Below are 12,807 nucleotides of genomic sequence, written 5' to 3'. Positions count from 1 at the left end.
ATGGCCGCCGACGTCGAGCTGGAAGCCGCCGTCGCCGGCGCGGATGCCGGTCTGTTCGGTCACGCTGGCGTAGTCGCTGTTCATCTTCTGCTGGCCAACGCTGACGCTGCCCGAGAAGCCGACCCCGACCGTGACGCTGGCGCTGGCCGATTGCTGCTTGCTCTTGTACTTGCTGGTGTCCTGCAGGCTTTCGATGCTCAGGTCGCCGCCGATGTCGGCCACCACCTGCCGGCCGCGCACGTCCGCGCCGCGCAGGGTGCTGTCGCCGTCGCTGGCCAGGGTCAGGGTGTTGCCGGCATCGAGCTGGCTGTTGCGCCAGATCACGTCGTTGCCGTCCGACTTGCCGCGCGCCATGCTGGCGCTGGCGGTAAAGCCGTAACCCGCGCCATTCGAGCCGAAGGTGATGGCGAGGCCGACTGCACCGCTGACCGACTTGTTGCTGCTGTGCTGTTCGGCGGTGTTGCGTGCCGCCAGCAGTTCGATGTCGCCATCGGCCAGCAGGGTCGCGTTGCGGCCGGCCTGCACGTCGCTGCCGTGCACGACGATATCGCTGTCCTTGCCGGCGCCGACCGCCACGATGCTCAGGTCGCGCCCGGCCTGTGCCGTGCTGGCGGCGGCATCGGTATAACGGTTGACCGAGCGGCTCTCGCTGCGGCTGCTGCCGAAGGTGATGCTGAGGCTGACGCCGCCGGCCGCTTTCGGGTCGGCATTGTAGGCGTCCAGCGCGTTCTTGCCGGCCAGGCCGACGGTACCGGCCGCCAGTGCTGCCAGCCGCGGGTCCTTGACCTCGCTTGCCGCCGACACCATCTGTTGTGTGGTCTGCAATGCGGCCAGCAGCGGGCTGCTGATGCCGATGTTCAGTCCGGTCTGGCTGAACAGGTGGGTTTCCTGGTGCTGGCCGCTGTTCTCGCCGGCGACCAGCGTGACCCGTTCGCCTTGCAGGCGCAGATCCTGGCCGGCGCTGAGCTGGCTGCCGCTGATGTTCAGCGCCTTGCCGGCGGTCAGGCTGGTGTCGCCCTTCAGGCTGCCGATGCGGCTGCCACTCTGCGACTGGCTGCGGTCGTCGGCGCTGTCGGTCTGCCGCACCTTGCCATAGCTGAACGTGGTGCCGGACGAGCCCAGCCCGGTGGTTCTGACGTCCTTGAAATGGTATTCACCGTGCTCGGTGCTGCGGCTGCCAATGTCGAGCTGATTGCCGGCCTGCAGCGCCAGATCGCCGGTCGCCACTACATTGCCGGCAGTGACGCCGAGGCCGTGCCCGGCATGAATGGCGATGCGGTCGCCGGACACGGTGGTGGCAGCAGCCTCGGTCCAGTCGCTGCGGTCGATGGTGTGGATCGTTTCGCCGGACAGCAGGCTTTTGCTGGCGACGTAGCGTTCATCGCGCGCACTGGCGCTGTTCTCGCCGGCCAGCAGCCGCAGGTCGCGACCGGCGCCGAGCCCGATCGCGCCACTGGCGTTCAGGTAGGCCGCGGTGGTACCCAGGTCGCGCCCGGCCAGCAACTGCAGGTTGCCGCCGCTGCCGAGCTCGCTGCCGACGCTCTGGCTGTCGTGGGTATCGGCGCGGTTGCGCCGGTCCCATGCCACGTGGTCTTCGCGCCGGGTGGTCAAGGCGTCGAGGTTCAGGTCGCGGCCGGCCGCCAGGGTCAGGTCGCCGGTGCTGTGCAGTGAGACGGCGGTAGCGGTCAGGTCCCGGCCGGCCGAGGCCAGCAGGGTGCCGGCGTCGATGCGGGAGACGCCATCGATCCGCGTTCTGCTGCCCTGTTCACCCGAGGTGCTGCGCAGGGTGCTGGTCAGGTTCAGGTCGTTGCCGGCCGCCAGGTAGACACTGGCGCCACTCAGGCGCCCGGCCAGGTTGTCCAGATCGCGCCGCGCCTCGGCCCGCAGGCTGTCCGCCATCAGCGTGCCACGGTTGCGGATGTCGCCAGCGTCGATGACCTGCTGGCCGGTCGCCAGCAGGGTGCCGCTGTTGTCCAGCGCACCGGCCAGTTTCAGCTTCAGGTCGCCGCCGGCCATCAGGGTGCCGTCGCCGCGCACGTCGCCTTCGCGCACTTTGGCATACACCTGCGGCACCAGCACGCGCTGCCGGCTGCCGTCGGCCAGGGTGACGTCCTGCGCCACCAGCCAGACGATGTCGGTGGTCAGGCGCGCCATCTGTTCGGCGCTGAGCGCCACGCCCGGACTCAATTGGTAGTGCCGGGCGAACTCGACCCCGGCCGTCATCAGCGCCTGGTACTGCGCTTCGTTGCTGCTGTAGTTGCCCAGGAAACGCCGTCCGGTCAGTTGCAGTACCTGCTCGTTGACCAGCCGCTGCTCGTAGTAGCCGTCACCGAGCCGTTTCTGGGTCACGGCCGGATCGAGTTTCAGCTGCTGCAGCATGTAGTCGGAACTGAGCCAGGTCTTGTAGCTCGCATAGCGCGCATCGGTCTCGACCAGATAGCGTGCCTCCGGCGCCGGCCGGGTCTGGTACAACGCGCTGTCCGGCACCTGTCCCGGCAGCGGTCGGGTACGGATGGCGTCATTGCCCAGTCGTCCGGCCACGCCTTCGAGCCTGACCTGCGTCGGTGTTTCCGCCTGCCGGGGCTGCGTCCCCTGATTCGATTCGGTGCGTGCCACCGCCAGTTCGACGGTGCTTTCCTCGTTGCCGGGCTGGTAGGCAATGCTCCGCCAGCGCCGGTCGTCACTCTTCATCGAGTGGGTCTTGATATAGGTGCTCTGGGCCGAGCCGCTGACGGTGGTGACCTGCACTACCGTCGCCCCGACGTTCTCGACCGCCGGGCCGTTGACGTCCAGCGTCTTGCCGACCGAGATCCGGCTTTTGTCGTTGACCACCCGGCCATCCAGCGTGGCATTGCCGGTCACGCGCAGCAGTGCCGGATCGGTGCTGTCGACCACCGGCACATGCGGGGTCCGGTCGACAATGTAGACGCTCCAGGTTTTGACGACGCGCTTGCCCAGATCCTGGTTGAACGCAGCAATGGCCTGGTTCAGTTCGAGGTAGCGTGCTTTCCTGTCCTTGCCCTGGGTGGTCCAGGTCTGGCTCGCCGTCAGATACTGGGCGTAGCCAGGTGTCGCCCGGCAGGCGTTGCCTTTGTACCGGCAGGGATCGACCGGCTCGCCCCCGGGCTCAACCGGTGGCTGAATGCCGAAGATGCCCCAGATACGGTCGCTCGGTGAATAGACGAATTCGTCCGGAATGGGGTCCGGTTTGCAGTCGGTAAGGCCATCGTAGGTGTAGCAATCCTTGTGCTCGGGGATAAAGGCAATGGCGACCGACCCGTTGTTTCTTTTCTTTATCTGCTTCGAGAATTTGTTGTAATCGAACGGCGGCCCATACCGCTCGAACGGGTATTTCGTCGATGGCAGCACCAGCACCTTCGACGGCTTGTCCGGCCAGCGCCAGTTCTCGCCGGCATAGCCGCCGCCATAGCTGGTGTTGTACAACCGGACCTTGCTCGCATCGATAAACTCGGTCGCGCCATTCAGCCGGTACAGAATCTGCCGGGTCGTGGCGCCGTCCACGGTCGAGGTGCGGAAATGGTCGTTGCGGTTGACGAGCTCGTCGGCGGCCAGCGCGGCATTGCCGCCCACGTCGATGGCCGCCGAGGCATTGACCACGCGCGTGGCGCGACCACTGGCACGGCCGTTTGTGTCCAGCGTGCCGCCAATACGCAGATCGCCTTCCGTGAGGATCAGTGCGTGCTCGCGGTTGAGCAGCGTGCTGACGCCAAGGTCCATGTCGCCACGCGACGCGATCACGCCGGCGGTCGCACTGGCCGGGTCACGGTCGTTCAGCAGTGATCCGGCCTGGATGGCGACCCGGTCGCCGTACAGCCGGTCACGGTTGCTGACGCTGCCTGCGGTGATGCGGGTGTCGGCACTGTCGATCAGGCCGGCGTTGTCGAGTTCGCCGCTGAGGTTCAGCCGATTGCTGCCGCCAGCAACCAGTTCGCCGCCACCGCGGTTGAACAGGGTTGCCGCTCCCAGCGTCAGTGTCTGCCCGGCGCCGATCCGGCCCTGATTGTCGATCGTGCCGGGGCTGGTCAGCGTCAGGTCACGCCCGGCCTGCAGCTCGCCACGGTGCAGATAGTCACCGCTCAGCGTCAGGCTCAGATCGCCGGCGGCCAGTACCTGGCCGCTGTCGTTGTCGAGGGCGTCAGCCCCCAGCGCCAGCCCGCCATGGGCCGAACCGAGTGCGCCGCTGCGGTTGTCGACATGGCCGGCATCGACCCGCGCCTGACCGTCCGCCGCCAGTTGGCCGCTGCGATTGTCGAGGCTGCCGTGCACGCGCGTATTCAGCCCGCCCAGGCTGCCGATCCGTCCCTTCTGGTTGTCCAGTGATCCGCTCTCCAGCACCAGATCCTGCTGTGCCGCCAGTTGGCCATCGCGATTGTCGATCGCGTCGCCGGCGTGCAGTCGCAGCGTGCCGGCCTGCAGCCGCGCCGCCCGGTGGTCGATGCGCCCGCCCGCCTCCAGGCTGGCGTGACCACCGGCATGCAGCGTGCCGCCGGACAGATCCAGTGTCTGCCCGCTCAGGGTCAGTGCCGCCGCGCGGTCGATATCGCCGCTGCCGTTCAGGCCGGCAGCCAGCGTGCCACGGTTGTCCAGTTGCACGGCGCTGGCGCTGACATCGCCGTGTGCGGCCAGCAGGCCGCTGTTGTGCAAGGACTGACCGGCGTCAACTGTCAGTGCGCCGCTGCTGTACAGCGTGCCGCGCTGATCCAGTTCGCGGCTGGCAAGCCGCGCATCGCCCTCGCTGCTGAGGCCGCCAGTCAGTTCCAGCCGGCCGTCGTGGCGCAGGACAAAACCGCCGGGACCGGCTCCAATCTGACCGGCGTGGCGCATGCCGACACCGGCTTCGGTGCCGATCAGGAAGATCTTGCCGGCATACATGCCGCCAAGCCGGGCGGTATCCAGCGCGAATCGGGGTTTGTCGCCAGCGGGTGCACTGGGGCTGGCGGTCGCGGTTTCACCATCGGCGGCGACCTGATTCTGGCCGGTGACCACGCTCAGGTACTGCGCCCACAGCCCGGCATTGATTTCGACCGCGCGGGCGAGGATGGCGGTATGGCTGGCCTGCGATGCATCCAGCCCGGCACCGTCGACGCGAATCAGCCCGTTCTCGACCTGAAAACCGCTCAGTCCGCCACCGGCGCCATACAGCGGCCGGCCGGTGCTCAGCGTGGCGCGATCGGCATTGATGAAGCCGCAACCGGTACAGCTGATGCCGGACGGGTTGGCGATGACCACCTGGGCACGATCACCGGCGACTTCGACAAAGCCGCGCAACTGGCTTGGCTGGTTGCTGTTGACCTCGTTGACGATGATCTTCGCCGTGCCCTTGCCCAGCCACGGATTGCCCTGCACCCAGCCCCCCTGGCGGGTGCTGGCATTGGTGCGGGAATTGTTGAGGATCACGCCACGCGAATCGACGTCGAACTGCTTGTAGCTATTGCGCGACACCCCGGCTGCGCTCGGGGTCTGGATATTGACCTGCGGCAGTCCGTTGGCGGTGTTGACGATGGTCGGCTGCTGGTTTTTGGGGGCGCCCGGGTCGGCAATAATGGCGGAGGCCCCGCTGGCACCGGACAGGCCCAGGCACAGCAACAGGGCGGTCACGGCAGTAGCGGACGGTCGGAACGGCATGGGGTTTAGCAGCCAAACATCAGGAAGGGTCGATACTGTACTCCTATGTCATTGCTAATTCGGTGGTAAATATTCTGAAAAGCTAAACAGAAAAATGCACCTTTTGCCCCGGAATAAACAAAAAAAGGAGGCCATAACGGCCTCCCGGAGACGACAAAACAGAAAATGGCGCGGCCTACTTGCCGCCCTCCACCACTTCTTCGGCCAGCGCCGAGCGTCGGCGCTGCTCATCCAGTGCCTGCTTCAGGCCGTCGCGCGACACTACGCCCTCGCGCAGCAGGTACTCGCCGATGCGACCGTCACGTTCCGGCTGGTAGCGGTTCAGTGCCGTCTCGAACGCGTCACGGCTGACCAGATTCGCTTCGATCAGGATATCGCCCAGCAGTGGCGCGCGGTCGAGCTGGAAGCGGCCGCCACGGATCAGGCGCAGACCGGCGCTGATCTCGCTCTCGCGGGCAATGAACTGGCGGAAGGCACAGCCTTCATGTTCGGCCTGCAGCTGGGCCAGCGCTTCCCCGGTCAGCGGATTGGACACCGCAATCTCGATCGCGCCGTCGGCGGTCTGACGCAGCGGCAGTACCCGCCAGCGTATGCACAGCGCTGGCGAGATCAGTGCCAGGTTCCGTTCCAGTTCGGCAGCATCGAACTGGGCACGCGGCAGGTCGGACTGGCAGGCAATGGCCTCGGCCAGGGTTTCATCGTCCAGCCAGCCACGCGACACCAGAATCCGTCCCAGCGGCAGTTGCGAGCTGCCGTTCGCCTGTTCTTCCAGCACGCTGTTCAGCTTGTCGCTTTCCACCGCCTGCCAGGCGGTCAGCAGTTCGCCCAGCCGCTGCCGCGTGACCGCCAGCTGGCCGGAGGTCGGAAAGTCGTGCATGGTCTTGTCCCAGGCCATGCGCTTGCCGAAGAACAGGTACAGCAGGAACATTTTCCAGGCGCGTGCCGCGGCCATGAAATTGATCACATTGCTGACCACCATGCGCGGCACCGACATCAGTGCGTGTTCCCAGCCGTACAGCAGATTGACGAAGTAGATCCGCTGCACCACGCGCAGGGCGAGCGAAATGGCGGTCAGCGTCACCACCGTCATCAGCCAGCTGCCGGACACGAAAATCGGTGGCAGGTGCAGGGTCCACAGCCCGCTGGCGGTCAGCAGCCAGAACAGGATGAACTGGAAGAACAGCAGGTAGGCAAAGATGCTGACAAACGAGGTGATGATGCCCTTGCGATCGCGGAACAGCAGGTATTTGGTCGCCAGCGAACCGCGCCAGCCGAGCTGCTCCCAGCTCTGCAGGCCGATGCCCAGCGTCCAGCGCGCCTTCTGCCGGTAGGCGGTGCGGAAGGTGTCGGGAAAGTACTCGCGCACGCACAGCGGCATGTCCAGCGTCTTCTCGCGCACCGGCCCCAGGCCGAACCACGACTTGCGCCGGGCACGGAACTGCACCGGAAAACGGGCGAAGATCGACTGCATGCCCATCTCGGCCAGCCGCGCCCCGACGTCGTAGTCTTCGGTCAGGCTGTCGGTATTGAAAGGCTGGTTGCGGTTCTGCGCGCACAGGCCCATCAGCGCGCGGCGCGAGAAACAGGTTCCGACACCGGCCGACGGCACCATGCCGGACACGCTTTCTCGGACCACAAGGTCCTTGGCGTGCCATTCGGCGAATTCGTCCATATAGGTGCCGGCCACCAGCTCGAACCACTCGCGTTCCAGCGAGGTGACCGGCAGCTGGATCATGTCCTTGCGCGGCAGCAGGTAGTTGAAGAACTGCAGTTCCAGCGGGTGCAGCACGTCTTCGCTGTCGTGCAGGATCACGCCGGCAAATTCCATGTCGTGCTGTTCTTCATGCAGGAAGATCGCCTGGATCAGCCAGTTCAGGCAGTCGGCCTTGCAGGTCGGCCCGTCATGCGGCACTTCCACCCGCTTCAGCTGGCGATAGCGCCGGCGCATGCGCTCGACTTCGGCAATGGTCGCCGAGTCGTTCGGATAGGTGCCGACGAACACCACGTAGTTGCGATAGTCGAGCACGCCGACCATGTTCTCGATCATCTGCGCAATGACGTCGTACTCGAGCCAGGCCGGCACCATGATCGCCAGCGGCTGCTGGTCGCGCTGGCCGAGCTGTTCGGCGGTCAGCGGCGTGTAGTTCTGGCGCCGCTTGACCGTCAGCTTGCGCCAGATCTCCCGCGACCAGTACCAGACATCAATGAACAGGTCGTCCAGACTGGAAATCAGGATGATGATTGCCACTACTACCGACAGCTTCTCCAGCGCCGAGTAGTAGTGGGCAAAAAAGATATTCCAGTACAGGAGCATCATGGCGGATCAGGACTCCACCCTGGCACGGTCCTGGCGACGACGACGGACCTGGGCGATGCGGGCGGCCATCAGCATGAAGGCAATCACGCCGATCAGCGCCAGCCACGCCCACATATGCCGTTCCCACATCGACTGCGGGTTGCCTTCGTCGGCCAGCCGGGCACTGGTCGGGTCCGCCGTGTCGATCTGCAGCGTCGGGCCCCCCTCGTCGATCACGGCGAAGTTGCCCCGCGCGAGCCGGAACGGCTTCGGCACGTCCGGCGCCTCGCTGCCGACGGTACGGAAGGCAATACCGCGTCCGCCATCGACGACTTCCGCCACCGTCAGCCGTTGCAGGCCGCTCAGATTGAGCAGCGTCGTGTTGCTGTCCCGTTTCAGTACCAGTTTGCCGCCATCGACCGCGACTTCGCTGCCCCCCGACATCGACGGCACGTCGAAGGCGATGAAGTGGCCGCTGACGTCCGGTTTCTGGCCGCTGGCCACGACTTTCAGCTGCGCGTGCTCGCCGGTGGCGCCCACGGCATCACTGAGGCGGATCATCCGGGCCAGGCTGGTCGGCGCGTCCTTCAGCCATGTATCCGGCACCAGGACGGCATGATCGCCGGCCAGCCCGATGCTGGCGCCGACAAAATCGTCGCCGGGCGCGCCCTTGCCCAGCCGCAAGTGACTGCTCTTCTGGATCGAGACCGGGTACGGGGTCGGCTGGTCGTGGCAGCGGATCTGGGTCGGCTGGCGCAGGAAGACGATGCGGATTTCATTGCGTGCCGCCAGCGCGTAACGCGGGATGTTCACCGCCAGCCGCCGGGTATTGCCATTCGCTTCCAGCTTTTCGGCACCGAGCAGATAGTCGTTGAGCAGCACCGACAGTACCGGCCCTTCACCGCCGGCATTCGGCGCCGAGGCCACATCGAGCACCAGCTGGCTCGGGTAGCGACCGTCGCCGGCCACCGCACCGAGGTCGAAGGCAGCGACGCGCTCGCCGCGCGCGATGATGTCCATGGTGCCGGACACCGCGCCGAACTGGTCGAGCAGCACCGAACCGTTGTCCACCGCCGGCGTGTTGGCGCTGGTAACGGTCAGGTCGCGGCCGAGGGCAGCCGGGCGCCACAGCGAGCCCAGCAACCCGGCGGCCCGGGCGCCTGCGCCCTGGGCGACGATGATGACCGGATTGCCGGCCAGCACGCCCAGGCGGACCTGATCCTGGCGCGACGGCACGTCCAGCGGGGCGCCATTGTGCTTGCGCCATTCGTCCCAGGCCGCAGTCGCCGCCTCGCCGGAGGTGCGAACCTGTTCGCCCAGCGCATCCAGCGCCTGGCTCATCGCCGTGCGCAGTGCCGGCTCGTCAATCAGCAGGTCGGTGCCGAGCGGGCCATTGCGGCCGAGGGCCAGCAACGCACCGGTTTCCGCCGCGCTGGCAATGCGGTGGCTGCCGCTGCCGCCGGCCAGTGCCGCGAAGGCCGGGATGCCGCGCAGGCTGTCCGGCACCCGGACCGTCGCCAGGTCGACGGTCGTCCCGACCGCCGGCAGCGCCTGGATGCGTACCCGCTTGCCGGCCCGTTCCAGCGTGACCCCGACCCGCCACGCGGTGTCGTAGGCTTGCGGCGACAGGCTCTTGCCGGAAACCAGCAGAACCGGGGTCGCCGGCAGGGCGCTCCACGCCGTGGCCAGCGTTCGCACGGCACTGCGGTCATAACGGTACTGGAACAGTGAATCCGGATTCAGTCGCAGGGCATTGCCCGGGGCGCGCTGGTCCGCGCACATCAGGTCGGAAATCACCGACGACCAGCCGATGCCAAGCCGCACAAAACCGTTCGGGCGTTCGCCGCCGGCAATGTCGATACGCTGGCTGGCGTCGCCCTTGTCATCGGTATAGCGATTGGCGGTGACCGGCACGTCATCGGCCGACAGCAGCAGGGTCGAGCGCCCGCCATCGGCACGCAGGTAGCTGGCATTGATCTGCACCGTCGCCGCGTCGATCGGCACCCCGGCCGGCACCGGCAGGAAGAACTCGCGCCGGCTGTCGCCGCCGGACAGCACCACCGGGCTGCGCAGGCCCAGCGCGGCCAGGCTGATCTGCCGGTTGACCCAGGTGTCGGCAGTCCATTCCTGGAACTGTTCGGCGGGGCTGCCCGCCGCCCAGACCTGGCTGACCAGGACACAGAACACGGTGGGCAGGAGAAGACGGGGCCGGGCGGCGCGATGGGATGTGGGCATGGTCGATTGCACAGTAAATTGAGATTCAGGCCGGCAGCGATGGCTGCCCGGAAGCCGGACGGTACTCGTCGGCGCCGACGGGGGTGAACGCCTCGCACGGCTGCCCCATCAGCGAGGCGACGATGCGGGCGGACGCCATCCCGTCCCCGTAGGGGTTGTTGCGTCTGGCAAAGCGTTTCCACAGTGCCGGGTCGTCAAAGAACGCACTGACTTCGCTGACGATGCGCGCATGCCCGGTCCCGATCAGCTTGACGGTACCGGCCGCCACCGCTTCCGGCCGCTCGGTCACATCGCGCATGACCAGCACCGGCTTGCCCAGCGACGGCGCCTCTTCCTGCACGCCGCCGGAATCGGTCAGCACGACATGGGCGTGCTGCATCAGGCGGATGAAGTGCAGGTAGTCGAGTGGTGCGATCAGATGGATGTTGCCCATCCCGCCGAGCGCCTGCAGCACCGGGCCGCGCACATTCGGATTCAGATGGACCGGATAAACGATGTCGATGTCATCGCGCAGCGACAGCTCGGCCAGGGCCGCGCAGATATGGGCGAAGCCGTCGCCGAAGTTTTCCCGCCGGTGACCGGTCACCAGCAGGATGCGGCGACCGCTGTCCAGGAACGGAAATGCGCTGTCGAGCCGGCGCCGCAGGCTTTCGTCGCGGTCGATGCGGGAAACCGTGAAGCGCAACGCATCGATCACGGTATTGCCGGTCACGACCACCTGCCCTGCCGCCTTCTCGCCGAGCAGCAACTGCTGTGCGGTCGCCGTCGGCGCAAACAGCCACTGGCTGACCAGGTCGATGGCACGGCGGTTCATTTCTTCCGGCCATGGCTGAGACAGGTCACCGGTGCGCAGGCCGGCCTCGACATGGGCCACCGGGATGCGACGGTGGAACGCGGCCAGCGCCGCCACCATGGCGGTGCTGGTATCGCCATGCACCAGGACATAATCGGGGTTCACCTGCGCCAGCACCGGGTCCAGCTGCGCAAACAGCCGTCCGCACAGCCCGTTCAGGGTCTGGTCCTTGACCATGATGTCCAGATCGAAATCTGCCTTGATTCCGAACAGCGCCATGACCTGCGCCAGCATCTCGCGATGCTGCCCGGTGATGCAGACCCGGGAATCCACACCCGGCGTACGCGCCAGGAGCTGGACCAGCGGCGCCATCTTGATAGCTTCCGGACGCGTGCCGAAAATTGAGAGAACTCGCAAAAAACACCTCGATATCCATGATGCGGTGACAGGCGCCAGTGGCGAAGACGTTCACTTGCCGGCGCCGTCCACACCCGGTCACATTCCACCGGCGGGATTCCGGCCCGCGGGAAAATCCGGCAGAAAACCCTGGCCTGGCGTTCCCGGCCGGTGTCATCCGCTTATGTCATGATGACCACGAAACAGGACGCGCATGTTTGTGATGCAGGTCAAACGCTTTGCTGCAGAGAACATGTCGCAGTGTTTTTTGGATTTGTTATGCTAGTTCACTGACATATAGAATAGGATCGGTAGCGTAGCAACCCGATTCATTTCACGCAGGGCAATCACTTTCGGTGTTTCGATTGTCATTGCGGCAGGCTGGAAACGGAAATAAGCCCGGTATTCTAGTCTCCCGCCATGTCTCCGGAAAACCCGAATCACGTTACCGTGTCATTTGTCGTGGCAACCTGTCCGATAAACAGAAGTCGTGCCCGCAAAAACCGTCCTGGCCATTTCCATGTCATCCAATTCACTACGTCCTCATCTGCTCATCATCGACGACCGGCCCGACGAAATGCGGTTGCTGCTGGAGACGCTGCGCAGCGAGGATTACCGGATCAGCGTCGCCTTCGATGGTGAACAGGGCTACCGGCGCGCCATCGCCAACCGCCCCGACCTGATCCTGCTGGATGTGCGGATGCCCCGGCTGGGTGGCTTCGCCACCTGTCGGCAGCTGAAGGCCTACCCGGCCACCTCGCGCATCCCGGTGATCTTCCTGACCTCGTCGAACGAGTTGTCCGAGCGGCTGGAGGGACTGGGGGCCGGGGCAGTCGACTACGTGACCAAGCCGTTTGCACCGGAAGAAGTGCTGGCACGCATCCGCATTCACCTGCAGCTGGCCACCGGGACCGCCCCGCAGGCGGTGATCGAAGAGCCGGACATCACCAGCCACGATCTGGTCATCGTCCGCGCGGCCATGAAATACATGGCGGAAAATATCGCCAGGCCGATCAGCCTGGAAGACATTTCACGCCATATCGGTACCTACGAAAAAAAGCTGTCCAACGCGTTCCGCACCCATACCGGCAAGTCGGTATTCGAGTATCTGCGCGAGGAACGCCTGTGCCGCGCCCGCCAGCTGCTGTCGACCACACCGCTGAGCATCCATGAAATCGCACTGGAAGTCGGTTTTTCCAGTGCAGCCAATTTTGCCACTTCATTTCGCGACCGGTTCGACACCACGCCGAGCGAATTCCGCAAGAACCCGGACGGCTGATTCATCCCGGCTGATATTTTCGCGCCGACAAATCTTTTGTCATTGCCGGCAAACATTCGGATTACGGTAAACAGATAGCATGGTGCAGCCACAACCGGAATTTATTCCGCTGCTGCGGTCATTCCTCCAGTCGCCCCGGTTTTTGCGATGCCCGCGCGTTGC

General features: G+C 65.7%; 5 protein-coding genes. 1 reads left to right on the top strand and 4 read right to left on the bottom strand.

Features of this window, described 5'->3' with window-relative positions; genetic code table 11:
* The 4 genes from DFO50_RS12990 to wecB form a co-directional block, all read right to left on the bottom strand.
* Positions 1-5,646, bottom strand: a 5,646-nt coding sequence (locus tag DFO50_RS12990; RefSeq protein ID WP_146745085.1) for a hemagglutinin repeat-containing protein, incomplete at its 3' end; no start/stop codon positions are given.
* 175 nt (positions 5,647-5,821) lie between these two features.
* The gene (locus DFO50_RS12985; protein WP_107889997.1) at positions 5,822-7,963 is read right to left on the bottom strand and encodes a glycosyl transferase family protein; all 2,142 of its coding nucleotides are present in this window, start codon (positions 7,961-7,963) and stop codon (positions 5,822-5,824) included.
* 6 nt (positions 7,964-7,969) lie between these two features.
* Positions 7,970-10,177 carry a cellulose biosynthesis cyclic di-GMP-binding regulatory protein BcsB gene (locus tag DFO50_RS12980; RefSeq protein ID WP_146745084.1) on the bottom strand — a complete coding sequence of 736 codons (2,208 nt, stop codon included), beginning with the start codon at positions 10,175-10,177 and terminating at the stop codon, positions 7,970-7,972.
* A gap of 25 nt (positions 10,178-10,202) precedes the next feature.
* Complete coding sequence (gene wecB, locus DFO50_RS12975) at positions 10,203-11,387, bottom strand: non-hydrolyzing UDP-N-acetylglucosamine 2-epimerase (RefSeq protein ID WP_112692677.1); 1,185 nt, start codon at positions 11,385-11,387, stop codon at positions 10,203-10,205.
* Positions 11,388-11,886: 499 nt separating this feature from the next.
* Here wecB and DFO50_RS12970 point away from each other — a divergent pair, with 499 nt between their 5' ends.
* On the top strand, positions 11,887-12,645 hold the full coding sequence (locus tag DFO50_RS12970) for a response regulator (RefSeq protein WP_199489830.1): 759 nt from the start codon (positions 11,887-11,889) through the stop codon (positions 12,643-12,645).
* Positions 12,646-12,807: the final 162 nt, after the last annotated feature.

The organism is Microvirgula sp. AG722, assembly GCF_003269145.1.
GTDB classification, from domain to species: domain Bacteria; phylum Pseudomonadota; class Gammaproteobacteria; order Burkholderiales; family Aquaspirillaceae; genus Microvirgula; species Microvirgula aerodenitrificans.
The sequence above is the reverse complement of the archived record's forward strand: the minus strand, read 5'-3'. Positions and strand labels throughout refer to the sequence as shown.

Coding starts and splice junctions, on each gene's coding strand:
- DFO50_RS12985 (WP_107889997.1), bottom strand. CDS start 7,963: ATGATGCTCCTGTACTGGAATATCTTTTTTGCCCACTACTACTCGGCG.
- DFO50_RS12980 (WP_146745084.1), bottom strand. CDS start 10,177: ATGCCCACATCCCATCGCGCCGCCCGGCCCCGTCTTCTCCTGCCCACC.
- DFO50_RS12970 (WP_199489830.1), top strand. CDS start 11,887: ATGTCATCCAATTCACTACGTCCTCATCTGCTCATCATCGACGACCGG.